At 42.2% G+C, this 26,001-nt stretch carries 18 protein-coding genes, 1 tRNA gene and 1 pseudogene; 12 read left to right on the forward strand and 8 right to left on the reverse strand.

Translation table 11 applies throughout. The features are described from left to right. Window positions 1-12: 12 nt before the first annotated feature. Window positions 13-431: pseudogene (locus tag BM739_RS04760) on the reverse strand (secondary thiamine-phosphate synthase enzyme YjbQ). 396 nt (window positions 432-827) lie between these two features. Then, a complete protein-coding gene (gene ald, locus BM739_RS04765) occupies window positions 828-1,943 on the reverse strand; it encodes an alanine dehydrogenase (protein WP_076537847.1) in 1,116 nt (371 codons plus the stop codon). Window positions 1,944-2,121: 178 nt separating this feature from the next. Between ald and lrp the strand changes: the two genes are divergently transcribed. The 6 genes from lrp to serS all read left to right on the forward strand — a co-directional run bounded on the left by lrp (window position 2,122) and on the right by serS (window position 9,483). Further along, window positions 2,122-2,628, forward strand: coding sequence for a leucine-responsive transcriptional regulator Lrp (gene lrp / locus BM739_RS04770; RefSeq protein ID WP_076537850.1), 507 nt, complete (start codon window positions 2,122-2,124; stop codon window positions 2,626-2,628). Window positions 2,629-2,871: 243 nt separating this feature from the next. Then, window positions 2,872-5,643, forward strand: coding sequence for a DNA translocase FtsK (locus BM739_RS04775; protein ID WP_076537852.1), 2,772 nt, complete (start codon window positions 2,872-2,874; stop codon window positions 5,641-5,643). Window positions 5,644-5,825: 182 nt separating this feature from the next. Further along, window positions 5,826-6,464, forward strand: coding sequence for an outer membrane lipoprotein chaperone LolA (gene lolA, locus BM739_RS04780; protein ID WP_076537855.1), 639 nt, complete (start codon window positions 5,826-5,828; stop codon window positions 6,462-6,464). A 6-nt stretch (window positions 6,465-6,470) separates the two neighbouring features. Next, the gene (locus BM739_RS04785) at window positions 6,471-7,802 is read left to right on the forward strand and encodes a replication-associated recombination protein A (RefSeq protein ID WP_076537858.1); all 1,332 of its coding nucleotides are present in this window, start codon (window positions 6,471-6,473) and stop codon (window positions 7,800-7,802) included. 1 nt (window position 7,803) lies between these two features. Continuing rightward, window positions 7,804-8,178 carry a fluoride efflux transporter CrcB gene (gene crcB / locus BM739_RS04790; protein WP_076537957.1) on the forward strand — a complete coding sequence of 125 codons (375 nt, stop codon included), beginning with the start codon at window positions 7,804-7,806 and terminating at the stop codon, window positions 8,176-8,178. Between the two features lie 18 nt (window positions 8,179-8,196). Further along, window positions 8,197-9,483: a serine--tRNA ligase gene (gene serS / locus BM739_RS04795; RefSeq protein ID WP_076537861.1), complete on the forward strand. Its 1,287-nt coding sequence runs from the start codon at window positions 8,197-8,199 to the stop codon at window positions 9,481-9,483. A 99-nt stretch (window positions 9,484-9,582) separates the two neighbouring features. Here the strand turns inward: serS and BM739_RS04800 are convergent, their stop codons facing one another. From BM739_RS04800 to punR, 6 genes are all read right to left on the reverse strand, one after another. Beyond that, window positions 9,583-9,921, reverse strand: a complete 339-nt coding sequence (locus BM739_RS04800) for a TusE/DsrC/DsvC family sulfur relay protein (RefSeq protein ID WP_076537864.1) — start codon at window positions 9,919-9,921, stop codon at window positions 9,583-9,585. Beyond that, a complete protein-coding gene (tusB, locus tag BM739_RS04805) occupies window positions 9,915-10,205 on the reverse strand; it encodes a sulfurtransferase complex subunit TusB (protein ID WP_076537867.1) in 291 nt (96 codons plus the stop codon). The genes BM739_RS04800 and tusB overlap by 7 nt, the downstream gene beginning before the upstream one ends. Further along, the gene (gene tusC / locus BM739_RS04810) at window positions 10,205-10,561 is read right to left on the reverse strand and encodes a sulfurtransferase complex subunit TusC (protein WP_076537870.1); all 357 of its coding nucleotides are present in this window, start codon (window positions 10,559-10,561) and stop codon (window positions 10,205-10,207) included. Before tusC ends, tusB begins: the two co-directional genes overlap by 1 nt. Window positions 10,562-10,594: 33 nt before the next feature. Further along, entirely contained in the window at window positions 10,595-10,984 is a 390-nt protein-coding gene (gene tusD, locus BM739_RS04815) for a sulfurtransferase complex subunit TusD (protein ID WP_076537873.1), read from the reverse strand. A gap of 98 nt (window positions 10,985-11,082) precedes the next feature. Then, window positions 11,083-11,742 (reverse strand): Bax inhibitor-1/YccA family protein, encoded by a 660-nt coding sequence (locus BM739_RS04820; RefSeq protein ID WP_076537875.1) that lies wholly within the window; start codon window positions 11,740-11,742, stop codon window positions 11,083-11,085. A gap of 275 nt (window positions 11,743-12,017) precedes the next feature. Continuing rightward, entirely contained in the window at window positions 12,018-12,920 is a 903-nt protein-coding gene (punR, locus tag BM739_RS04825; protein ID WP_076537878.1) for a DNA-binding transcriptional activator PunR, read from the reverse strand. 125 nt (window positions 12,921-13,045) lie between these two features. Here punR and punC point away from each other — a divergent pair, with 125 nt between their 5' ends. The 6 genes from punC to BM739_RS04855 form a co-directional block, all read left to right on the forward strand. Beyond that, a complete protein-coding gene (punC, locus tag BM739_RS04830; protein ID WP_076537881.1) occupies window positions 13,046-14,308 on the forward strand; it encodes a purine nucleoside transporter PunC in 1,263 nt (420 codons plus the stop codon). An 80-nt stretch (window positions 14,309-14,388) separates the two neighbouring features. Then, window positions 14,389-14,479 (forward strand) — tRNA-Ser (locus BM739_RS04835). Between the two features lie 566 nt (window positions 14,480-15,045). Then, entirely contained in the window at window positions 15,046-16,725 is a 1,680-nt protein-coding gene (locus BM739_RS04840; protein ID WP_076537884.1) for an ABC transporter transmembrane domain-containing protein, read from the forward strand. After that, window positions 16,722-18,797 carry a peptidase domain-containing ABC transporter gene (locus BM739_RS04845; RefSeq protein ID WP_076537887.1) on the forward strand — a complete coding sequence of 692 codons (2,076 nt, stop codon included), beginning with the start codon at window positions 16,722-16,724 and terminating at the stop codon, window positions 18,795-18,797. Before BM739_RS04840 ends, BM739_RS04845 begins: the two co-directional genes overlap by 4 nt. Continuing rightward, window positions 18,790-20,115 carry an HlyD family type I secretion periplasmic adaptor subunit gene (locus tag BM739_RS04850; RefSeq protein ID WP_076537890.1) on the forward strand — a complete coding sequence of 442 codons (1,326 nt, stop codon included), beginning with the start codon at window positions 18,790-18,792 and terminating at the stop codon, window positions 20,113-20,115. The genes BM739_RS04845 and BM739_RS04850 overlap by 8 nt, the downstream gene beginning before the upstream one ends. A 15-nt stretch (window positions 20,116-20,130) precedes the next feature. Beyond that, a partial coding sequence (locus tag BM739_RS04855; RefSeq protein WP_217697827.1) for a VCBS domain-containing protein occupies window positions 20,131-26,001 on the forward strand: 5,871 nt, incomplete at its 3' end.

Here is a 26,001-nt window from a genome sequence, read left to right on the forward strand (position 1 = left end):
AATACCGTAAAACTACTCTCCTTGTATTGTGACAAGTAGTTTTCTGCTGCCGCCATGATTACGATGTTCACCTAAATACAGCCCTTGCCACATTCCTAGTGCTAATTGTCCCTGGCTGATGGGCAGGGTTAATTCACAGCCCAGTAAACTGGATTTTAAATGGGCTGGCATGTCATCACTGCCTTCATAAGTGTGGATGTAATATGGTCATTCTCTGGGGCCACATTATTAAAATACGCTTCAAAGTCTTGCCGCACAGTTGGATCAGCATTTTCGTTTACCGTAATAGAAGCTGATGTGTGTTGCAGCAATATGTGCACTAAGCCGATATCAAACCTTGTTAATTCGGGTAATTGGGTTAATACCTCTTGTGTAATTAAATGAAAACCACGAGCCTTTGGCTTTAATGATATTTGTTTTTGAAGCCACATAAAAGTCTGCTTATAATCGCTATTTTGATGATGAATTGTAGTGAATTTCAGCGATTTGGCCAACAGTAGAATGCACTAACTTTAAACCTTGCTGCAGGATAATGAACTGTAAGCATAAAGTATGACTAAAATGACTCATATTAGCCATTGTAATTACTGTAACCCTTGCTGAGTGTAGGGTTGAGGTGGGCAGTGGTTTTAATTAATAAAAGCTAACTAAAATTACGCATTTTATTCAGTTTGCAAATTGCTTGCTCAGTGGTGCTGATAAAGTGAACGATTCTGGATGAGAATTGCTTGTAAACAGCTTAAGATACAAATTGTTGCACGATTGTTTAATCCATAAAAAGCTGCTCATTGAGCAGCTTTTTTAGTACTTAAACCAGCAGATATTGATTAGTTAAGCAGGCTAGTTGGCTCGGTAAACTCAAGTGCTAATGCTTCAGCAACTTCTTTACAAACAAGCTTTCCGTGGATGACATTTAAGCCATTTAGCAAGTGTTTGTCTTGCAATAATGCGGCTTTATAACCTTTGTTTGCAAGCTTAATAATGTACGGTAGCGTGGCATTATTGAGCGCAAATGTTGAGGTGCGAGCCACAGCGCCAGGCATGTTTGCAACGCAGTAATGAACTACGTCATCAACGATATAAGTTGGCTCTTGGTGAGTGGTTGCATAAGAGGTTTCCACACAGCCACCTTGGTCGATAGCGACATCAACAATAGCGCTGCCAGGCTTCATAAGGCTAATCATATCGCGGGTTACAAGTTTAGGCGCAGCAGCGCCAGGAACCAGTACACCACCAATGACTAAGTCTGCTTCTAATACGTGGCGTTCAATGGCATCAGCAGTAGAGTAAATGGCTTTAACTGCAGAACCAAATTGTACATTTAAACGACGTAGAGCATCGATGCTACGATCAAGTACAACCACGTCAGCGCCCATGCCTACCGCCATTTGCGCTGCATTAGTACCGACCATACCGCCGCCAATAATAACGACTTTGGCTGGTTCAACACCAGGAACGCCGCCCAGTAACATACCGCGGCCGCCGAGTGATTTTTCAAGTGCACGTGCACCTGCTTGAATCGACATACGCCCAGCAACTTCTGACATTGGCGCTAATAAAGGAAGGCCACCACGGTCATCTGTTACGGTTTCATAGGCGATACAAACGGCCTTACTTTTTATCAAATCTTCGGTCTGTGGTAAGTCTGGTGCAAGGTGTAAATAAGTGAATAGAATTTGGTCTTCACGCAGCATGGCGCGCTCAATCGCTTGCGGCTCTTTAACCTTTACTATCATATCTGATTGCGCAAACACTTCTGCTGCGGTTGCTAAGATTTCTGCACCGGCATCAATATAATCTTGGTTAGTAAATCCAATGCCAATACCTGCATCTGATTGAACAAATACATCATGACCTTTAATTGTTAATTCACGAACGCTTGAAGGAACCATACCAACACGGTATTCATGGTTTTTGATTTCAGTAGGGATACCAATAATCATTTTGAGCCTCTAATTGATTTTCACTCGTTTTTGCGAGCCAATAGTTATTATATTCGATGACCTGAACGTGCTTATTTCAGGGAAGTCTAGTATAGTGCCCCTGTCGCAGTTTATGCTGCTAAACTTTACACATTAAAAGATGAATATGTTGTTTTTGTGCTAAAGCAAGGTTAATAATATGGCAAATAATAAGAAAAATTCTGTGAAAGATTTAGATCGGATTGACCGTAATATCCTCAATGAACTTCAAATTGATGGTCGCATATCAAATGTGGAGTTATCTAAGCGTGTTGGCCTGAGTCCAACACCATGTTTAGAGCGAGTTAAACGTCTTGAGAAACAAGGATACATTAATGGCTACACTGCATTAGTGAATCCTCATTACTTGGGTGCATCGTTACTTGTATTTGTGGAAATCACCTTAACTCGAGATACCCCTGATATTTTTGAACGCTTTAACAAAGCCGTTCAGTTGTTAGATGATATTCAAGAATGTCATTTGGTTTCTGGCGATTTTGATTACCTACTAAAAACCCGCGTATCAGACATGTCAGCTTATCGCCGTTTGTTAGGTGAGACATTACTTAAGTTACCATCAGTTTCTGATACTCGTACTTACGTGGTTATGGAAGAAGTTAAGCAAACGAATAAAGTTGCCTTAAATTTATTAGCTGATACTTACTAAATTTAATAACCAATAAAAATAAAGGGCATTGCCCTTTATTTTTTTGCCTAAAATTTACAGCAAGCTCATTCTTAGGCTTAAAAATAACCAACTAAAGCCAGATTAAAATTATTTCTCTTCTACAGGCATCTATCTGAAAACATTAGGTTGAGCTTGGCATCCGCGCGTTGCATAATCACTGCATACACATTGATATTCTGTTATTGTTATCATTCTTTTTAAATCTTATTTGGGTGTTTTCGTTTGTCTCAGGGAAATAGTCTTCAAACACTTAGTGGTCTTCAGCGTCTTTTGGAAGGTGGGTTGATCATCTGTTGCATGACTGCAACTTATATTCTTATTGCACTTAGCAGCTTCGATCCTAATGATCCCGGCTGGAGTCAGTCGCATTTCCAAGGTGAAATCAGTAATCTAACTGGCGCCGTTGGCGCATGGACAGCTGATGTTTTATTTTATTTTTTCGGCTTCATTGCCTATCTCATCCCAATAATTATTGCTGCTTCTGGCTGGTTTATTTTTAATCGTACTCACAAACTGTTTGAAATCGACTATTTTTCTGTCGGATTAAGGATTATCGGTTTTTTACTGATGGTGTTTGCATTGGCAGCGTTAGCGAGTATGAATGCCGATGACATGTATGTATTTTCTGCTGGCGGAGTGGCAGGGGATGTGATCAGCCAAGCAATGATGCCTTACTTTAATAACCTTGGCACAACCTTATTGCTGCTATGTTTTATCGGCGCAGGTTTTACTTTAACTACTGGTATAAGCTGGTTAACCGTTATTGAAAGTACTGGTTTAGCCACTATTTGGTGTATAAAAAAAATCATTAGCATCCCAAGTTACCTCTCAGCCAGTAACGAAACCGAAGATACCCGCGGCTTTATGTCTGTCGTTGATAAATTTAAACAGGGCCGTGACGATGCGGGCAACGTAAAGCATGACAAAGCGGAGCTTGATGCTGCAGCAATTGATCTCACGAGTATGCCCCATGATGAGACTGAAGTTACTGCAGCTTTAGAAACTGAAACTAATGAATTCGAAGAGAAAACCTCTATTTTCAGCCGTATAAAATCAAAAGTGATACCCAGTCGCGACAAAGAAGAAACGAATTTGACTGCTGATTTAGAGGCAGATGTCGAGCCCGGTTTTGGCGCTGAAATAGACCATGAGGCTAAATTAACTTCCCATAATGGTAGAGTTGAACCCAAATTAAACGCCAGCAATGATCAGCAAGACGATGATAATTTAACCCCGCCTTGGGTCGCTTCAGGGGATGCCCCCGCAGCTGATTTTACTGAAGCGAATCATCATTTAAGTGAACAGTCTGAGGCTCATGTTAGTCATAGCGACCCGTTAGATGAAGCATTCAGTCAAACTCATAGCACTGGTGCAACAGCGACCGCGCAGCCAAACCCTGCAACGCCAAAACCAGCTGAGCAAGCGCGTATTGTTGAAGGCATTGTGGTGTTGCCAGGCCAAGAGCCCCAAATAGTTTATGGCCAATCTAAAGTTGAAATGCCGCCACTGCCAAGTATTACCTTATTAGATGTACCTGACAGAAAAGAAAACCCAATTACCAAAGAAGAACTCGATATTGTCGCGAGGCTGGTTGAAACTAAGCTGGCTGACTTTAATATTGTCGCTAATGTTGTTGGGGTATTCCCAGGCCCTGTGGTGACTCGATTTGAACTTGAATTAGCCCCTGGTGTCAAAGCCTCTAAGATCACTAATTTATCTAAAGATTTAGCCCGTTCATTATTGGCAGAAAGTGTCCGTGTTGTTGAGGTTATTCCTGGTAAAGCTTTTGTGGGTCTTGAACTACCGAATAAATTCCGTGAAACGGTATTTATGCGCGATGTATTAGACTCTAAAACCTTTGAAGAAAGTAAATCTGATTTATCCATGGTGCTTGGGCAAGATATTGCTGGCGATCCCGTGGTGGTTGATTTAGGCAAAATGCCGCATTTATTGGTTGCTGGTACCACTGGTTCGGGTAAGTCAGTTGGCGTGAACGTGATGATCACCAGTATCTTGTATAAGTCAGGTCCTGACGATGTGCGCTTTATCATGATTGACCCGAAAATGTTGGAGCTTTCCGTATATGGCGGTATTCCTCATTTGTTATGTGAAGTGGTTACCGATATGAAAGAAGCGGCTAATGCATTACGTTGGTGTGTTGGTGAAATGGAGCGACGTTACAAGTTAATGTCAGCCCTTGGGGTACGTAATTTAAAAGGGTATAACGCTAAAATTAAATCAGCCATAGAAGCAGGTGAACCGATAGTTGACCCATTATGGACCTCATCTGACAGTATGGATGAACAGGCGCCAGAGCTCGAAAAATTACCATCGATTGTGGTGGTGGTTGATGAATTTGCTGACATGATTATGATTGTCGGTAAAAAGGTCGAAGAGCTGATTGCCCGTATTGCGCAAAAAGCTCGTGCTGCGGGTATACACTTAATCTTAGCCACCCAAAGGCCTTCTGTAGATGTGATCACCGGTTTGATTAAAGCAAACGTGCCAACACGTATAGCTTTTCAAGTGTCATCAAGAATTGACTCTAGAACCATTTTAGATCAGCAAGGCGCTGAAACACTGCTTGGTATGGGTGACATGTTGTACTTACCACCTGGTACCAGCGTGCCTATTCGTGTCCATGGCGCTTTCATTGACGATCATGAAGTGCATAAAGTGGTGGCAGACTGGCATGCTCGTGGTAAGCCGCGTTATATTGAAGAAATCTTAAATGGCGTCAGTGAAGGTGAGCAAGTATTGCTGCCTGGTGAAGCTGCAGAATCTGATGATGATACCGATCAGTTATATGATGAAGCGGTTGCGTTTGTCACTGAAACCCGTCGAGGCTCAATTTCAAGTGTGCAGCGTAAGTTTAAAATTGGTTATAACCGCGCAGCGCGGATTATCGAAATGATGGAAACGCAGGGGATTGTCAGTACGCAAGGCCATAATGGTAATCGTGAAGTTTTAGCTCCGCCGCCACCGAGAAACTAACCGCGGACCGATCATCATAATCACTGCGTTTATAGCCTGTGTGATTAAATTAGCCGTTATAATGACGCCATTGATAATCAAGCTTATAAAGAAAAGCCTTAGTGGCAAAAAGTGGCAAAGACATCACCACTAGCCTTAAAAGTTTACCGCTAAGAATTAGCAATACAGTATTAGGAATTTATATGAACAAGCGTTTTGCTGTTGTTACAGCCTTAGCATTATTATTGTCAGGCAATGCGTTAGCTGATGAGTCAGCGCAATTGCGTGATCGCCTAGCCAAAGCCGATTCATTAAAAGCGGATTTTACTCAGCAAGTTACCGATATAAACAATAAAGTTATTCAGTCAGGAAAAGGCGTATTTGCCCTTGCTTATCCTAACAAGTTTTATTGGCATTTAACTGAGCCTGATGAGTCGCTCATTGTGGCAGATGGTAAAGACTTATGGATTTATAACCCTTTTGCTGAAGAAGTTTCAGTCATGGACTTTGCTGATGCTATCGACGCGTCGCCAATGGCGCTGCTGGTGCACCGCGATGAAGCCACTTGGTCACAATACCGTGTTGAGCAAATTGAACCGCAATCAGCTAAAGCCTGTTATTCCATTAAGCCCAAAGCGGATGATTCAAGTGTGGTGACTGTCACAGTGTGCTTCAATGAGGCAGAGCTAAGCGATTTTAATTTGTTAGATGAGCAAGGCAATTACAGTCAGTTCACCCTATCAAATCAAACCAAGGTTGCCGAAGACGAAAACGGCTTATTTGAATTTACCGTACCGGCAAACGTTGATATAGACGATCAACGCTCAAGCCTTGTTCAGTAGGTTATTGTGTCTACTTTAGGTTTCGATTTTGCCCCAGACTTTCGTCCTTTAGCCGCACGAATGCGCCCAAGGGACATAAGCGAGTATGTTGGCCAGCAGCATTTGCTCGGTAAAGGTCAGCCACTGCGCCAAGCACTTGAGGCCAATCGAGCTCACTCTATGTTGTTATGGGGGCCACCGGGCACAGGCAAAACCACCTTAGCTGAGCTAGTGGCGCATTATGCCAATGCCCATGTTGAGCGCATTTCTGCGGTCACCTCAGGGGTTAAAGAAATTCGCGCCGCCATCGAGCAAGCGAAAGCAGTAGCCCAAAGCCGCGGTCAACGTACATTATTGTTTGTGGACGAAGTGCATCGCTTTAATAAAAGCCAACAAGATGCGTTTTTACCTTTCATTGAAGACGGTACAGTTATTTTTGTTGGCGCGACCACTGAAAACCCATCTTTTGAGCTCAATAACGCCTTATTGTCTCGTGCCCGAGTCTATTTGATTAATCGCTTAGATGGCGACGATATTGCTGCGATTATCAATCAAGCATTAACGGATACTGAGCGTGGTTTCGGTAACCGTGGTTTTACTATTTCTGAAACAATAATGCAGCAGTTAGCTTCAATTAGTGATGGTGATGCCCGCAAAGCATTAAATCTACTCGAGCTAATGAGTGATTTAGTGGCTGATAACGGTGAATTTACCCAAGAGATGCTGACGCAAGTGGCTGGGCATCAAATGGCTGCTTATGACAAAAATGGCGATCAATTTTATGATTTGATTTCTGCGGTGCATAAGTCAGTGAGAGGCTCAGCTCCCGATGCCGCATTGTATTGGTATTGTCGAATACTTGAAGGCGGCGGCGATCCTCTCTATGTTGCACGTAGATTATTAGCTATTGCCTCTGAAGATGTGGGTAACGCCGATCCAACCGCAATGAATATCGCCCTTAATGCTTGGGATTGTTATCACCGCGTAGGTCCTGCTGAAGGTGAGCGCGCTATCGCCCAAGCGATTGTGTACTTGGCCAGTGCACCAAAAAGTAATGCAGTGTATACCGCCTTTAAAGCAGCAAGAGTGCTGGCTAGCGAAACAGGGCATGAATCTGTGCCAGATCACTTACGCAATGCTCCCACGCAATTGATGAAAAATATGGGCTTAGGGGCAGAGTATCGCTATGCTCATGATGAACCAGGTGCCTATGCAACTGGTGAGAATTACTTCCCTGAGTCAATAAAAGACAGTCAATTGTATTACCCAACTGAACGCGGCTTTGAAAAAAGAATTAAAGATAAACTGGCCCATTTAGCAGAACTAGACCGAACCAGTGAGGTAAAACGCTATGATTAGCATGAGCAATATCATGTTTGTGGCCCTTGGTGGTTCAATTGGGGCTGTTTTTCGTTATCTAATCTCAATTTTCATGCTTCAGCTATTTGGAAGCAGTTTCCCTTTTGGTACACTGTTGGTAAATGTATTGGGATCATTTTTGATGGGTGTGGTTTATGCTATTGGTCAAGCCAGCCAGTTAAGTCCTGAATTAAAAGCCATGATAGGTGTTGGATTGTTAGGCGCCTTAACGACTTTTTCTACTTTTTCCAATGAAACATTATTGCTAATGCAAGAAGGTCTTTTTGCAAAAGCTATTCTCAACGTGTTGTTGAACGTTGTACTGTGTATTTTCATGGTATATGTCGGTCAGCAGCTAGTTTTTTCTCGCATTTAACTATTAAGAATATAAAACATGTTAGATCCAAAATTTTTGCGTAACGAACTTGAAGTCACCGCTGAGCTGTTAGCTAAGCGTGGGTTTATCCTTGATATTAGCCGCCTTACCGCTTTAGAAGAAAAGCGTAAGTCGCTACAAGTGGCCACAGAAGAATTGCAAGCATCCCGAAATGCAATTTCTAAGTCCATTGGTCAAGCAAAGGGTCGTGGTGAAGATGTCAGTGAAATCATGGCTAAAGTAGGGGACTTAGGTGCTCAACTGGATGCGAAAAAATCTGAACTAGCTGAATTGTTAGCTGAGTTAAATGCTATTGCTATGAGCATGCCTAACTTACCAGATGACGCAGTACCAGCCGGTGCTGACGAAAATGATAACGTTGAAGTCCGCACTTGGGGCGAGCCAACTACATTTGATTTTGAAGTAAAAGATCATGTGAAACTGGGTGAAGATTTAGACGGGTTAGATTTTAAAAACGCCGTTAAAATCACCGGTTCTCGCTTTGTGGTAATGAAAGGCCAAATCGCACGCCTAAACCGCGCTGTGGGTCAGTACATGTTAGATCTACATACTGAAAACCACGGTTATTCAGAAATGTATGTACCATTACTGGTTAACGAAGAAAGCTTATTAGGCACAGGTCAGCTACCTAAGTTTGGTGAAGATTTGTTCCACACTAAACCGGCCACTGAAGAAGGCCAAGGTTTAAGCTTGATTCCAACTGCTGAAGTACCTTTAACCAATGTGGTACGTGACACTATCGTTGAAGAAGCAGATTTACCACTTAAAATGACGGCATTAACGTCTTGTTTCCGAAGTGAAGCGGGCTCTTACGGTCGTGATACTCGTGGTCTAATTCGTCAGCACCAGTTTGATAAAGTTGAACTTGTTCAAATTGTTAAACCTGAAGATTCAATGAATGCGTTAGAAGAGCTAACCGGTCATGCTGAGAAAGTACTAGAAGGGCTAGGTCTTCCATATCGTACCGTTATTTTATGTACCGGCGACATGGGTTTTGGCGCGTCGAAAACTTACGATATTGAAGTGTGGTTACCTGCGCAAAACACCTACCGCGAAATATCTTCTTGTTCAAACATGAAAGACTTCCAAGCACGTCGTATGCAAGCACGCTACCGTGGTGTTAATGATAAGAAGCCAACCTTGCTTCATACCTTAAACGGATCAGGCCTTGCTGTTGGTCGTACAGTAGTTGCTATCCTTGAAAACTACCAAAATGCAGATGGCTCTATTACCGTGCCTGAAGTATTACGTCCGTACATGCGCGGCCTAGAAAAAATAGGCTAAGTCTTCGCTAGCGCTAAGGCGTTATCTGAGCATAAAAAAACCAAACATAGTGTTTGGTTTTTTTGTGCTGTAAATTTAGCAAGTCTGCTTACATAAGAGTTATAGGCACTTAGCAGGTTTTGGTAAGCCTGCAATTTTAGTCGCCTGTTTAGCTGGGCCCACAGGAAAGAGAGTATACAAGTATTTTGAATTACCTTTATCAGGCCCTAACGTCTGGCCAATGGCTTTTACTAACACTCTAATCGCTGGGCTTGTTTTGTATTCAAGATAAAAATTACGTACAAAATTGACCACTTCCCAATGTTGCTCGGTTAATACGATATCTTCACCTGCAGCTAAAATAGCCGCCATTTCAGGTTGCCAATCAGCAACGTTTTTTAAATAACCTTGAGCATCAACCTCTATTTGTTGCCCATTAAATTCAATTGAATTTACCAAGTAATCACCTTCGTGTGTTTCAATGTAGCCAGTACAAACTGGTCATAATCAATAATTGAGATATTAGCGCTGCTAGGTAAAAGTGCTGTTAAGCCTCGAGCTTGTATATCTTCAGATAATATATAAATCTGTATATCTTGCAATTTTTGCTGCCAATGGCTTTGTAATAAGCAATTAATCGCATCGTTAGCAAGGATGATACTGTCTTCACTAGCAATATAACGTAAGCAGCAATTAAGCGCGTTGTCAGTGGTCGCTGAGGTTTGAATGTGATGTAAAATCATTAGTAAACCACCACTTCATGACTTTGTGCTAATAATTGCTTAATGGCGTCGCTGTCAGCTAATTGCGCCTCAAAATTAAACTTGTCTTCAGTGATGCCAAATTGTTTTGCTGACTGCTCACACACTAAAACGGTTTCAATATCATAAATATTCAGTGCTTTAAACGTCGACAGGTAATCTTTACTGCCAACTAATTCAGCTTGTTGATCGGCGAGTAAATGCAGCACGGCTTCATCAGTAAATACCACGCTAACTTGTTGCTCAAAACTGGCACTCAGTAGTGCAAAGTCTAAGCCTTCACGGCTGGAGCTATTGCCCAATGGGCTTTGTCGGAAAATAACGCAAATTTGCTTCATGTGGTTACCTTGCCAAGCAATTTAAAATCAGCATTAAAAACATACTAATCGGTCAGATGTTTCAATACCGGTGACCAGCTCACCTAAACCACCCATTTCAAATGGCGCGCTAGAATTAAACTGTGATTTCGCATTTTCGCTGGCGTCTTGCTGTGATAACACGCCGCGGCGCAGCGCTGCAGATACGCAATTTATCAACTGAATATTGTGCTCAGTGGCCAAGGATTTCCATGCTTTATGCATGTCATGTTCATCAGAGGCAGGGCAGATTAATTGACTGCTATTGGTCACGCCGTCTTGATAAAAGAAAATTCGGCTTACTTCATGGCCGAGTGACAATACGCTTACAGTAAAGCGCAATGCTCTAAAGCTCGCTGTTGAGCCATAAACTGTGCCATTAACTTGGATAATAAATTTATTCATAACAATAAAAAATGGCTCCTAATAAGGGAGCCATTTTAGCGTAGTAAACCGATTAATCACAAGGTTAGAACCAAATGAATAACCAAGTAACTTAACGCCTAGTCATCGTTACCCATGCCCATTAAGTGTAATAGCGCCATAAATAAGTTGATGAAGTTTAAGAACAACGAAATCGTTGCACGGATATAGTTAGTTTCGCCACCATTGACGATACGGCTTGTATCATAAAGGATTAAGCCTACCATCAGCATCGCTACTGCAGCTTGAATTGCCATAAAGGCTACGCTGTTACCAACAAACATGTTGATTAGTGATGCGCCGATAACCACAATCAGACCAGCAAACAGGAAGCTGCCCATAAAGTTGAAATCTTTCTTAGTCGTAATGGCATACGCAGATAAAGAAATAAAGATAACCGAAGTTAAACCAAACGCTTGCATAATAAGCTCAGGGCCATTAGCTAAACCAGCATAGTGGTTTAAGATGTAGCCTAATGATGCACCTTGCATGCCGGTAAAGGCAAAAATCCACGCAAGCCCTGACGCATTGTCTGCTTTTTTCAGAGTCACCATCATGACTACGATACTACCCAGTGATAGTCCGATTGACATGAAAGGGCCAATGTTCATCATCATGGCTACACCTGCCATGACTGCTGCAAAGGCAAGCGTCATCGACAATAACATGTAGGTATTTTTGATAAGTTTATTGGTTTCCATCGTGGTAGCTTGATGGCCCGATAAAGTTTGTTGATTCATAACAGTCTCCATAGACTCGAAAAAAACTGTAATGACGTAGAGTCACTACAAAAGATATTTATTAAATTATTTAGATTTATAATACCTTAGCTTTAACACAGCTTAAAGGTATATCAGTGCTACTGTCATGTTAACTATTATTTAATGTCTATTTAATGTCACATGTGCATATAACAAAAATTGTCCTTTACAACATTTTTACTAAGAAAGCTGAACTGAACATTAAATTATCATTACAACGTGTTAATAGTGTCACCAACATGCAGCTTTTGTGGTTAAGCTAACCACTCTTGGTGTAGCTTATCGGTATCTCCTAAGTATTCTAATACCCACTCAAGGGCAGGTGACATTTTTTCTTGATTCCATGCTAAACAACATGGGCTGGCATTTCTTGGATGTTCTAAGGTCTTTTCAATTAACACCCCAGAGTCAATAAAGGGTTTTGCAAGATTTCGAGGCATATAGCCGATACCAGAGCCATCACGGAAACAATTGAATGCTCTTATCCAGTCTGGTACCACTAACCGGCGCTGATTGGCCAGCAGCCAGGTAGTACGTTTAGGAATTTCCCTTGAGGTGTCTTCTAAACAAATGGACGGATAGATGCGTAATTCATCGTCTGTTAATGGGCGGTCAATGTCTGCAAGAGGGTGGTTACGACTGACTAAAAACGCCCATTCTATCTCGCGCATGTCTTTATACTGATATACGCCGCCCACAGGGATTGCTGTGGTTGCACCAATGGCAATGTCGCTGCGACCGGTTGCGAGTGCTTCCCATACGCCATTAAACACTTCTATGCGGATGATTAACTCTACATCACTAAAGTGTCGATAGAAGTCTGCAATCAATACACTAATACGATCAGCACGGACAATATTATCTAAAGCAATTGAAAGAGTCGGCTGCCAGCCATTAGCCACACGCTGAGTGCTGCGCTTTAAGTCATTCATGTCTGCCAACAGCTCTCTGGCGTGGGCGACAAAATGTTTACCTGGCTCAGTTAAGCTGACACTGCGATGATGCCTTTCAAACAAAATGACACCAAGTTCATCTTCAATTTGTTTTACTGCATAACTGACGGCTGATGGTACTTTATGTAATTGATTTGCTGCAGCCGTGAAACTACCAAGGCGAGCGACAATGTCGATCATTTCTAATGCTTGTTCTGAAAGCATAGCTTGCGATCCTTTGCTGTGAAAATTTATGAATGCAGTCATCAAAAGTAAACGTTTCACATTGCTTTTGCAAGTGATTAGACTGCACGCTGATTTTTAATTAAGCCAATTTCGGACACTTTTTCATGAAGAACGCATCATCAAACACTGCCAATTTGCAGTACTTTATTTTACTCGGCTACTTAGCGCTATTAAGTATGCTTGGCTTTATCGCCACCGACATGTATTTACCAGCATTTCAAAACATCGCTGACTCGTTTGATACCAGCTTAAATAACGTCGCATTTTCGTTAACGACTTTCTTAGCGGGTTTAGCCATTGGCCAATTGCTTTATGGTCCATTAGTTGAAAAAGTAGGTAAACAAAAAGCCTTAATGATCGGTTTGGCCATCTTTGCTGCGGCCAGCGGCTTAATTGTTGCTAGTGACTCGATTATTATGCTTAACATTGCGCGATTCTTTCAAGCATTAGGTGCGTGTAGTGCTGGTGTCATTTGGCAGGCCATTGTGGTTGAAAAATATGATGCTGAAAAAGCGCAGAAAGTGTTTTCAAACATCATGCCTTTAGTGGCACTATCGCCTGCCGTTGCACCGCTTATTGGCGCTTCAATCGTTGATGCATTTGGCTGGCGCGCAGTGTTCATTACTTTAGCAATACTTGCAGTTGCGCTTATCGTTATGACTAAACTGTTAGTAGCACCAGAAAACAAGCAAACAGAACCACAAGAAAACATCAGCTATAAAACCATTTTAAAAAACACCCGTTTTTTAGGTAACGTAGTAATCTTTGGTGCTTGTTCAGCAGCATTCTTTAGCTATTTAACCGTGTGGCCAAGTGTGATGATTAAATTTGGTTATGAAGCAAAAGCCATTGGTTTAAGCTTTATTCCGCAAACCATCATGTTTATCGTCGGTGGTTACATGAGCAAAGTTCTAGTGAAAAAGTTCGATACTACTCTGGCGCTTAAATATTTATTGGGACTGTTTTTCTTCTGTGTTGCAACCATCGCATTAGTTACTTTAGTTATTCCAATGGAATCAATTTATCCGTTATTGATTACCTTCTCATTACTTGCAGCAGGTAATGGAGCTATTTATCCAATTGTAGTGAACAATGCTTTACAACAATTTAGTCAAAATGCCACCAAAGCTGCTGGCCTACAAAACTTCATTCAAATAGGTATGGCGTTTGGCGCATCAAGTATTGTCGCCATGTTAGTGCAATATAATGAAGTGGCTATTGGTTTTGGTATTGTGGTCAGTGCAGTTGTGGTTTATTTGGGTTACTTGCTCTCTAAGCATGATAGCTGGGCATCGGTAAGCAATAACTTTATTAAGCCTGATCCAGCTAATATTGGCCTTCATGCTAATAAAAACAGCGCAGATTGATGCTAACTTAAGCAAACAGTAAAGAATCTTAAATTTATGCTTTACAGCAGCGAGTGAGATAGCTATTATCTCGCTCGTTCGGAGAGATGGCAGAGTGGTCGAATGCACCGGTCTTGAAAACCGGCATGGGTTTGTAGCCCATCTAGGGTTCAAATCCCTATCTCTCCGCCATATTCAAGACGAAAGGCTCATCAGAAATGATGAGCCTTTTTTCGTTTTAATTACCTGTATTGTTTAAGCTTTGCTGCTTCTTTAAAAAATATATTGTCATTCCCCAGCGCTCCAAGTAGCAATATCCTGAATCATTTTGGAAATGTATGGATTGACTCAGACAATCCGCCTGATTGTCATTAATCGAGCCCAAATTAGATGCCCTCACTTATTAGTTTGTAAAATCGTTACGCAATAAAAGCTTCTCTCTATGTAAAAGAGTTAGGTTAATTCTTAGGTGCACTGCTTAATATTGTCATCACAACCACCTCTAATAATTGCTGAAATGAATGTCTCTGAACAATTGTGATTTTGGGGGCGCTTGGTTTAGTAAATCAATCTAGAAACTTGCCGTAATAATAAGCTTGATATTGTCAGTAAAATTTCGGGTTTTCCCACAAGACACTATATTCACAGTAGTATTTACTAGTTTTTTGGGCTAGTAACGGGTAACTTAAATAAAACAAGCTATGCTTGAATGATGATTTGACCATCATTTTATTTGCGATAAGAAGGATACTTATTGTATGCAGGAAAACTTCCGTTTATTTTCCAGAAATAAAGCTTTTTCCGAGCTATTACTTTCATCGACATTTATTAATTTACTGTCACTGGCCTTGCCATTCACAATGTTGCAAATTTACGATCGCATTTTACCTAATCAAAGTTATGGTACTGCAACTATTTTAGTTTCTGGGGTCGCAATAGCTATCGTGCTTGAGCTACTACTCAGGTATGGCCGAAGTTGGCTATTGGCTGCGTCTGCGGCTAATTTTGAACTTGAAACCACCACTAATGTGGTGCGTAAATTGATGCAGGCTGATTATCGCCATGTTGAGGCGATGGGAACTGGCAAAGTCACTAATGGCTTGGCCAGTATTGCCAGTATGCGTGAACTGTATTCTGGACAAGCTATTGTGGCTTTAATGGATTTCCCGTTTGTAATTATTTTTTTAGCTTTGGTTGCCTATATCGGTGGCCCGCTGGTATTTATACCAATTGTGGTGTGGTTAGTTGTGGGGGCTTTGGTTTATATAATCGGTAAAAAGCTTGCTGCAGCGACTGAGCAACTTGCCTTGTCAGATGCGGAACGGACAAGGATGTTGATTTTAGTTTTATCGGGGCTTACAACAGCCAAAGCGCTTTCTTTAGAAGATCGTTTATCGAGTATCTACAATAACATTAATCACCAACGCTTAGCGGAACAGCAGCAAGTGGACTGGTTATCGGCAAAGTTACAGGAGGTGATCCAAGGTGCATCACAAGGTACAACATTAGTACTGGTGATGTTAGGCTGTTTAGAGGTATTAAATGGCACACTCACTACCGGTGGACTGGCCGCATGTTCAATATTAGCTGGGCGCGCGATTGCGCCTTTGAGCGCCATTATCAGCCTTCGCTCTAGAGTCGTTAGCGCTAAATCAGCCATGTCTCATGTTGATGATTTAACGACACTTCCTGCTGAGTCATTTACCGGGAAAAAAACCTACCAGCAGAAAATACCTAATGGTCCAATTTGTTTCAATCAAGTCAATAGCACCAATCTTGGTACTGTGATAAAGCAATTTGATTTAGATATTCAAGCCAATTCGTTAGTTGTTTTACAATCTAACCCCTTAAGTCATGCAAGTCATTTACTCAGTATTATAGCGGGTTTTCAGACTGTTAATTCTGGCAGTGTTACTGTTGATAATGTGGCGATTCACGAGCATGACAGTAAGGAATTCAGGCAATCGGTCAATTATGTAGCCCCATGGCCGACTTTATTTAGTGGTAGTTTATTAGAGAATATGACGATGTTTAGGTCTGAATATGAACCTCAAGCAATGTCTATTGCGGAGCAATTAGGTTTAACAGCTAAAATTGCTGAATTGCCTAATGGTTATCAAACTTCTGTAGGTGAAAATGACAACCAAATGCTTAACAAGGGGGCCATTAAACTGATCGCCTTAGTCAGAGCCATTGTACAAAAACCGTCAATATTGCTGTTAGATGAACCGATGATTTCCCTAGATGCAGATGCCCAAAATAAGTTACTGACATTGTTGAGCGAAATAAAAACGCAAATGACAGTAGTCGCAGCATCTCATTATTTGGAGCTAGCCAACATTAGCGACCAGTTAGTCACCGTAAATGGCCATGTCCAAGCGGAGGCAGAAAAAGAACCCGCCACTAAAAGCGAGAAATCACAGGAGGTGGGGCAATGAATACATCTAAGTCAGAACTAAAACCTTTAGTGGTTGAATTATTCCAGCAACTGGGTTTGTACAGCCAAGCCAGTAATGTAACTAATGACACTACAAGTGACTTTAATACATTAGCGGTTTCTCGTTTACTAAAAAAACATCAAATTGGTTTTTCAGTTAAACAACCATTGGATAGTACGCTGCATTTAACGATACACCCATTTCTTGTTATTCCAGTGACTAACAATGCTTTTATTGCAAGAAGACAAGGTAAGGACTTTGAAAGGCTGGAAAACAAACAATGGCATAAAGTTGATTTAACTCAACTAACAGAAAATAGCTTTATATTTACGATTGATGCGTTACCTAGTAGTAAGAAAAGTATTCAAGCCTTTGCTTCGCATATGAGTAAGCGCACGAAGTGGTATCGGCCCGTTTTTTGGCTAAGTTTACTGTCGAGTATTACAGGTTTAGCTGTACCTTTATTTACCATGGCTGTGTATGACCGAGTGATTGGTGGACAAACACCAGCGATATTACCCAGTATTGCACTGGGTGGGGCTCTCGCGCTTGGGGTTTTAGTTTTAACCCGTTTAGCGCGGGCTAAAATCTTAGCGACAACAAGTAACCGATTTGCAAGAGACCTGTCACAACTCACTTTTTATCGCTTATTACATATGCCATTAATGGTGCTTTCCCGTGTGGGGATTTCAAACCACATTGCCCGAATGCGTAATGCAGAAAAAGTCAGAATACTGTTATCTGGTCCTGGGGGCGGGGGCTTAGTTGATTTGCCTTTCACTATTATTGCCATGTTAGCGATAATGTTTTTAAGCGGCTGGCTAGTACTTGTGCCAATAGGCATGCTACTGCTGTATTACTTAGTGATGAAAGGCGTTAGTCGTTATGTTCAAGCCGCGTCACCAACGATTAGTGGTGAGTATCAAAATGCGTTAAGTGAGCTTGCCAAAAACTTGCTGCAACTCAAAGCTGCTGGTGATACCGAAGGCTGGCAAACCAAGTTCATGCGTCAATGCCAAGAAAATAGCCGTCAAAATTTCTTGTATGCTAAACGTAATGGCCTTAATGCCGCCATTGCACACTCTTTAAGTTTATTCACAGCACTTATTACGGTATTTACTGGTATTTTTCTGGTACTTAACCAATCAATTTCACCGGGAGCGTTAATTGCTTGTGTGATGATGATTTGGCGTATTACAGGTCCTGCACAGTTAGCTTTTTCATCAAAACAAAAGTTCACTATGATGGATATTGCCGTGAAACAATTTGATCGTTTTATGCAAGCAAGCACAGAACAATCAGAATTGCGCCTCGATATCCCTGACAATAGCAAAGCTCCTGCGCTTTCATTTCAGCATGTTACCTTACGGTATAAAGCCGAAGGCGAACCGGCCTTATCTGGTGTTAGTGTTGAGATCGAGCCTGGTGAGTTAGTCGCTGTTATAGGGCCAAATGCTTGTGGTAAGTCGACATTTTTACTGAGCGCATTAGGTGTCTTAGAAGCACAAGCTGGATTTGTAACCGTAAATGGTAAAAATTTAAAGCAATACGACACTGGATTTTTTAGACATTGGGTAGGCTATAGTCCATCACAGCCAGATATTTTCCCAGGGACACTAGCTGAGAATATCCGTATCGCTAAACCAGACGCAAGTGATGAACAAATCAAAGACTCAATCATTGCCGCTGGTGGAGGGAGCTTTTTCGACAGCATTAATAACGATTTAACCGTTGACTTACTGGGCGAAAACAACGCGATGCTTTCAGCTATTGAGGGGAGTTATATTAACCTTGCCCGCGCACTGATAAAGCAATCGCCTTTGTTATTGTTAGATGAACCTTTACCCCACAGAAACCCACAATCAAAACAACAGTTGATTAAAACCTTAGTGGACTTAAAAGGCACATCAACCGTGATATTTACTAGCCATGATCAGGATTTAATCAAACACGCTGATAAAGTCATTATTCTTGATAAGGGCGCTGTGGTATATGCAGGTCCAATCCCAAAACAACCTCAACCATTAGATGCATCTAATACCGCCATGCAGGAGTCTTTAATCAATGGATAACCGTCAATTAGCAAATCGAGTATGGCCAGAGCATGAGTTTGCTGAAGCAATTGAAGCGCCAGCAGAACGAAAATTCATCCGAAATATTATTCTACTCATTACTGGATCAGTGTTAATCATGTTGGTTTGGTCTATTTTTACCAGTGTTGAAGAAATTTCAAAATCTAAAGGACAAGTGGTGCCATTAGGGCATAGACAAGTTATTCAAAGTCGCGCTGGTGGCACCATAGCCTCTGTCGTTGTCGAAGAGGGAGATGTGGTAAAAAAAGGCGACATATTAGCTAGTTTTGTTTCTATCGATAGTTTATCAGCAGAAGAAGAACTGACCAGTAAGCGGGCCAATTTGATGATGCGTATTGAGCGCTATGAGGCTTTTATTGATGGCAGAGATGCCAATTTTGATGAGTTCACTTTTGAATACCCACAACTCGTCAAGCTTCATCAGTCATCACTAAAACGAATGATTAATGAACGAGAAGCAATAGAGCAATTATCCGAATCTGAAATTGCGAAAACCCAAGCTGAAATCGAAGGTTTAAAACAAGAAATTCCACCACTAAGCGATCAAATACAAACAGCTGAACAAACACTTAAAATGATGCTGTCAGTTACTGAAGAGCAAGCTGTATCGAAGTTACGAATTTTAGAGTCTCAACAAAAATTAGATTCTTACATGCGAGAGCTGAAATCAATGGAGAGTAAGCAGCAAGTGCTATCTAAAAACTTGTTAAACCTAGAGAAACAACTTGAGCAAAAACAGGCGTCCTTGTTAAAAGAAGTTGGAGAAAAACGAACAGATACTCAAGCTGAATTACTGGGGGTAACCGCAAGACTTAAATCATCAAACTCTTTGGTGTCACAAAACACTGTAAAAGCACCCGTTGACGGTATTATTCAATCTATTCCGACCTCATCAACGGGCAGCGTGATCCAACCTGGTGGTACGGTTGCGGTGATTGTTCCTATGACTAAGACAGGTTTAATGGAGATTAAGTTATCGCCACGTGATATTGGTTTTGTACATGTTGGCCAAGCGGCAAGAATAAAAATTGATGCTTTTGATTACAGCCGATATGGCGCATTAGACGGTATTGTTAAACGTATTTCACCAAGTACAGACAAAGATGAGAAAGGTGGCGTATTTTACAAGGTCCAACTTTCAATCGATAAGCCTTACTTTTTAGACAATCCAGACAAGTTTGCTTTAATTCCTGGGATGACTGGTGAAGCAGATATTGTGACTGGTGAGAAGAGTGTTTTTCAGTATCTATGGAAACCGGTTTTCACCAATGTTAATGAAGCATTTGGCGAAAGATAAGGGTAGGAGTTTCCCATGACGACAGATAGCAAAAATAATCACAATCAGCCAAATGAAAAACAACAAACAAGGGTTGAAAAGAAAACTCAGCAAGCTATAAAAAAAATTGATAATGACGCTAAGAAGTTGCGTGCAAAGGAGTCGAGAGATACTGGGAAGATAGTTTCAAACCCACAGAATGATCTTGTTGCTGATAAGTCTTGGCATATCAACAGTGCTGCCGTTTCTGATGATAAACACGGCGATATGGAGGCCTCATTAACCAGTGCTAATCAGCCAACCACAGATTCTGCACAAGCTAGCAAAAAGCAAAGCCCAATTGAAAATCACGATGGGTCAGCGCAAACAGCCACGGCAGACTTAACTGACACCAATTCAAACACGGGCAATGTTGGGACTAATATAGAGCAACAAAATAAGCTCATTGTAGAAAAGGGCTCAACTGAAACAACAGGGCTAGCAGCAGGTGTTCATTTTCATAATGGTCATGTCACCAATCAAGATATAAGCCAGTTTAAAACGCCTCAAATAACCCTAACCAATCATGACTTTCAAACCGCTTTTACAATTAACTCTTCAGCTCATCACTTATCAAATATAGTCGCGCCTCAAACGGGTACCCAAACGACAACTCATGAGGTTACAGAGCCTTTAAGAAACATTGCGCCACCCGATATTGTTGCGTCTCACTCAACTAGCAAACATGAAAGTACTGTCGAAATACTAAGCCAACAAACAACACCACAATTAAAAGAAGATAATGTTGTTAGCTCTGCGAATGGGATGATGCAAGTAACAGGGACAGACGCGAGTCAAGTGCTTTGGAATACTGAAAATGCCCAAGGAAAATATGGTGAGTTAACCTTAAACCAGCTAACAGGAGAGTGGCATTACCAACTTGATAACCATAATCAGCACACTAATGCGTTAGCTGAAGGAACTCACCAAACAGAACAATTTGTTATTTCAGCTACTGACAGCCATGGCAATACAGTTAGCTCAGTTATTGCTGTAGAGATTGAAGGAAGTAATGATTTACCGCAAATATCGGGTATACATAATGCAAGTTTAAATGAGTTAGGTGCAATCGATACCGTTAGTGGCAAACTCTGTGCAACAGATCCCGATCATGGTGATACTTCCACTTGGGCAACAATAAATGGTAACGGTCAATTTGGACATTTATCAATAGATCCGGTAACCGGTCAATGGCAATACCTATTAGATAGTCACTCTCCTGCGACATTGGCTTTACATCAAGGCGAAGTTGCCGTTGAAACCTTCACTGTTACAGCCACAGATAGCTCGGGTCATCCCGTGTCTCAACGAGTTACTATCAATATAAATGGTAGTAACGAGTCAGCTCAAATCGGTGGTATTTCGACAGGTTCACTAACTGAAGATAAAGACGTTCATCAAGGACTACTGCGCGTTGACGGGGCGTTAACCGCAACCGATCCCGATGCAGGGCAAAGCCAATTTGGTGCCACCTCATTACAAGGGCAGTTTGGTACTCTATCAATCAATGAATTAGGTCACTGGACTTACACTGCGGATAATTCACAAGCGACCATTCAAGGTTTAAAAACCGGTGAAGCCTTAACTGACACTCTAGTTGTCCACAGCGTCGATGGCACTGAGCAAAAAATCACTGTCACCATTAACGGTACTGACGATAAAGCCATTATTGCTGGCACCAGCACTGCAAGCCTGACCGAAGATAAAGATGTTCATAGTGGGCAGTTGCGTGTCGATGGTATCTTGACGGTAACCGATCCCGATGCAGGGCAAAGCCAATTTGCTGCCACCTCATTACAAGGGCAGTTTGGTACTCTATCAATCAATAATTTAGGCCACTGGACTTACACTGTTGATAACTCTCAAGCAACAATTCAAGGGCTGAAATCAGGTGAATCAATCACCGATAGCTTGATCGTTCACAGTGTCGGTGGCACTGAGCAAAAAATCACTGTCACCATAAACGGTACTGACGATAAAGCAGTGATTGCAGGCACAGCAACGGCCAATTTAACCGAAGATAAAGATGTTCATAATGGTCAACTTCGAGTCGATGGTACGTTAAAGGTTACCGATGCGGATAATGGCCAAGCCCAGTTCAGCGCGGAAACCCTGCAAGGTCAATTCGGCACACTGACCATCAATAATTTAGGTCATTGGACCTACACTGCGGATAACTCTCAAACCGCGATTCAAGGGCTGAAAACTGGTGAGTCAGTTACCGATACAGTGTTAGTTCATAGCATTGACGGCACTGAACAAAAAATCACTGTCACCATAAACGGTACTGACGATAAAGCCATTATTGCTGGCACCAGCACTGCAAGCCTGACCGAAGATAAAGACGTTCATAGTGGACAGTTGCGTGTTGATGGTATCTTGACGGTAACCGATCCCGATGCAGGCCAAAACCAATTTGGTGCCACCTCATTACAAGGGCAGTTTGGCACTCTATCAATTAATGAATTAGGCCACTGGACTTACACTGCGGATAATTCACAAACGGCTATTCAAGGGCTAAAAACTGGTAAGTCAGTGACTGACACAGTGCTTATACATTCTGTTGATGGCACTGAGCAAAAAATCACTGTCACCATAAACGGTACTGACGATAAAGCCGTGGTTGCAGGCACAGCAACGGCCTCGCTCACTGAAGATAAAGATGTACATAGCGGGCAACTTCGCGTTGATGGTGCACTCACTGTTATCGATAGTGACAATGGCCAAGCCCAGTTCAGCGCTGAATCCCTGCAAGGTCAATTCGGCACACTGACCATCAATAATTTAGGTCATTGGACCTACACTGCGGATAACTCTCAAGCGACTATTCAAGGGCTAAAAACCGGTGAAGCTTTAACTGACACTCTAGTTGTCCACAGCGTTGATGGCACTGAGCAAAAAATTACCGTGACCATTAATGGTACTGACGATAAAGCCGTGATTGCAGGCACAGCAACGGCCTCACTCAGCGAAGATAAAGACGTCCATAGTGGGCTGCTGCGTGTTGATGGTATCTTGACGGTAACAGATCCCGATGCAGGGCAAAGCCAATTTGCCGCCACATCATTACAAGGTCAATTTGGCACACTGAACATCAATAATGTAGGTCATTGGACTTACACTGCGGATAATTCACAAACGGCTATTCAAGGCTTAAAAACCGGTGAAGCCTTAACTGACACTCTAGTTGTCCACAGCGTTGATGGCACTGAGCAAAAAATCACTGTCACCATTAACGGTACTGACGATAAAGCTCAAATCGCAGGCTCTTCAACGGCTAATTTGACTGAAGATAAAGATGTTCATAGTGGGCAGTTGCGTGTTGACGGGGCGTTGACGGTAACGGATGCGGATAATGGTCAGACACAATTTACTGCGACCTCATTACAAGGTCAGTTTGGTACTCTTTCTATCAATGAATTAGGTCATTGGACTTACACTGCGGATAACTCTCAAACCGCGATTCAAGGTTTAAAAACTGGCGAATCACTAACTGATACATTGTTGGTGCATAGTGTTGATGGCACTGAGCAAAAAATCACTGTCACCATAAACGGTACTGACGATAAAGCTGTGATTGGTGGCACCAGCACTGCAAGCCTGACCGAAGATAAAGACGTTCATAGTGGACTGCTGCGTGTTGATGGTGCACTCACTGTTATCGATAGTGACAATGGCCAAGCCCAGTTCAGCGCGGAAACCCTGCAAGGTCAATTCGGCACACTGACCATCAATAATTTAGGTCATTGGACCTACACTGCGGATAATTCTCAAACCGCGATTCAAGGTTTAAAAACTGGCGAATCACTAACTGATACATTGTTGGTGCATAGTGTTGACGGCACTGAACAAAAAATCACAGTCACCATTAACGGTACTGACGATAAAGCCATTATTGCTGGCACCAGCACCGCAAGCCTTACCGAAGATAAAGATGTTCATAGTGGACAACTTCGTGTCGATGGGGCGCTGACGGTAACGGATGCAGATAATGGTCAGGCACAATTTACCGCTACCTCATTACAAGGTCAGTTTGGTACTCTTTCTATCAATGAATTAGGTCATTGGACTTATACTGCGGGTAATTCACAAACGGCTATTCAAGGTTTAAAAACCGGTGAAGCCTTAACTGACACTCTAGTTGTCCACAGCGTTGATGGCACTGAACAAAAAATCACTGTCACCATTAACGGTACTGACGATAAAGCCATTATTGGTGGCACATCAACGGCCAATTTAACCGAAGATAAAGACGTTCACAGTGGACAACTGCGTGTCGATGGTGCACTCACTGTTACCGATAGTGACAATGGCCAAGCCCAGTTCAGCGCGGAAACCCTGAAAGGTCAATTCGGCACACTGACCATCAATAATTTAGGTCATTGGACCTACACTGCGGATAATTCTCAAACCGCGATTCAAGGGCTGAAAACTGGTGAATCACTAACTGATACATTGTTGGTGCATAGTGTTGACGGCACTGAACAAAAAATCACAGTCACCATTAACGGTACTGACGATAAAGCCATTATTGCTGGCACCAGCACCGCAAGCCTTACCGAAGATAAAGATGTTCATAGTGGACAACTTCGTGTCGATGGGGCGCTGACGGTAACGGATGCAGATAATGGTCAGGCACAATTTACCGCTACCTCATTACAAGGTCAGTTTGGTACTCTTTCTATCAATGAATTAGGTCATTGGACTTATACTGCGGGTAATTCACAAGCGACTATTCAAGGGCTAAAAACTGGCGAATCACTAACTGATACATTGTTGGTGCATAGTGTTGACGGCACTGAACAAAAAATCACAGTAACTATTAATGGTACTGATGATAAAGTAGTGATTGGCGGCACCAGCACCGCAAGCCTTACCGAAGATAAAGACGTTCATAGTGGACAGTTGCGTGTTGACGGGGTGTTAACCGCAACCGATCCCGATGCAGGGCAAAGCCAGTTTGCTGCCACCTCATTACAAGGGCAGTTTGGTTCTCTATCAATCAATGAATTAGGTCACTGGACTTACACTGCGGATAACTCTCAAACCGCGATTCAAGGGCTGAAAACTGGTGAGTCAGTGACTGACACAGTGCTTATACATTCTGTCGATGGCACTGAACAAAAAATCACAGTTACGATTAATGGTACTGACGATAAAGCTGTTATTGGCGGCACCAGCACCGCAAGCCTTACCGAAGATAAAGATGTTCATAGTGGACAACTTCGTGTCGATGGGGCGCTGACGGTAACGGATGCAGATAATGGTGAGGCACAATTTACCGCTACCTCATTACAAGGGCAGTTTGGTACTCTTTCTATCAATGAATTAGGTCATTGGACTTATACTGCGGATAATTCACAAACGGCTATTCAAGGCTTAAAAATCGGTGAAGCCTTAACTGACACTCTAGTTGTCCACAGCGTTGATGGCACTGAGCAAAAAATCACAGTTACGATTAATGGTACTGACGATAAAGCCACTATCGCTGGCGTTGATACTGGTTCAATAACCGAAAGCAGCGCGGGTGTCGACATGTCACCCGACTATGCCCAACCAGGCATAGCCATACTCGGCAATACAACACTCTATGCGGATGGCAAGCTGACCATCACAGACCCCGATGTAGGCGAGTCAGGATTTGAACGCCAAGGCAGCAATGGTTACGACTATCACGGCACCTATGGCGATCTAATCTTACTCACCGATGGCACCTGGCATTACCATGCCGATGCTGGGCATCTATCAGGTATAGGTGCTAGACCCACAACGCGTGGTACCGCGATTGACCAGCTTGGTGAAGGCCAAAGCTTAACCGATACGATTACAGTCCATTCAAAAGATGGTACAACACACGATATTGTCATC

This window comes from Shewanella sp. UCD-KL21, assembly GCF_001957135.1.
GTDB lineage: Bacteria > Pseudomonadota > Gammaproteobacteria > Enterobacterales > Shewanellaceae > Shewanella.

What these genes read in the sequence shown, in the direction of transcription:
- ald (WP_076537847.1), bottom strand. Translation starts at nt 1,943, where the DNA reads ATGATTATTGGTATCCCTACTGAAATCAAAAACCATGAATACCGTGTT.
- lrp (WP_076537850.1), top strand. Translation starts at nt 2,122, where the DNA reads ATGGCAAATAATAAGAAAAATTCTGTGAAAGATTTAGATCGGATTGAC.
- lolA (WP_076537855.1), top strand. Translation starts at nt 5,826, where the DNA reads ATGAACAAGCGTTTTGCTGTTGTTACAGCCTTAGCATTATTATTGTCA.
- crcB (WP_076537957.1), top strand. Translation starts at nt 7,804, where the DNA reads ATGAGCAATATCATGTTTGTGGCCCTTGGTGGTTCAATTGGGGCTGTT.
- serS (WP_076537861.1), top strand. Translation starts at nt 8,197, where the DNA reads ATGTTAGATCCAAAATTTTTGCGTAACGAACTTGAAGTCACCGCTGAG.
- tusB (WP_076537867.1), bottom strand. Translation starts at nt 10,205, where the DNA reads ATGATTTTACATCACATTCAAACCTCAGCGACCACTGACAACGCGCTT.
- tusC (WP_076537870.1), bottom strand. Translation starts at nt 10,561, where the DNA reads ATGAAGCAAATTTGCGTTATTTTCCGACAAAGCCCATTGGGCAATAGC.
- tusD (WP_076537873.1), bottom strand. Translation starts at nt 10,984, where the DNA reads ATGAATAAATTTATTATCCAAGTTAATGGCACAGTTTATGGCTCAACA.
- BM739_RS04820 (WP_076537875.1), bottom strand. Translation starts at nt 11,742, where the DNA reads ATGAATCAACAAACTTTATCGGGCCATCAAGCTACCACGATGGAAACC.
- punR (WP_076537878.1), bottom strand. Translation starts at nt 12,920, where the DNA reads ATGCTTTCAGAACAAGCATTAGAAATGATCGACATTGTCGCTCGCCTT.
- punC (WP_076537881.1), top strand. Translation starts at nt 13,046, where the DNA reads ATGAAGAACGCATCATCAAACACTGCCAATTTGCAGTACTTTATTTTA.
- BM739_RS04840 (WP_076537884.1), top strand. Translation starts at nt 15,046, where the DNA reads ATGCAGGAAAACTTCCGTTTATTTTCCAGAAATAAAGCTTTTTCCGAG.
- BM739_RS04845 (WP_076537887.1), top strand. Translation starts at nt 16,722, where the DNA reads ATGAATACATCTAAGTCAGAACTAAAACCTTTAGTGGTTGAATTATTC.
- BM739_RS04850 (WP_076537890.1), top strand. Translation starts at nt 18,790, where the DNA reads ATGGATAACCGTCAATTAGCAAATCGAGTATGGCCAGAGCATGAGTTT.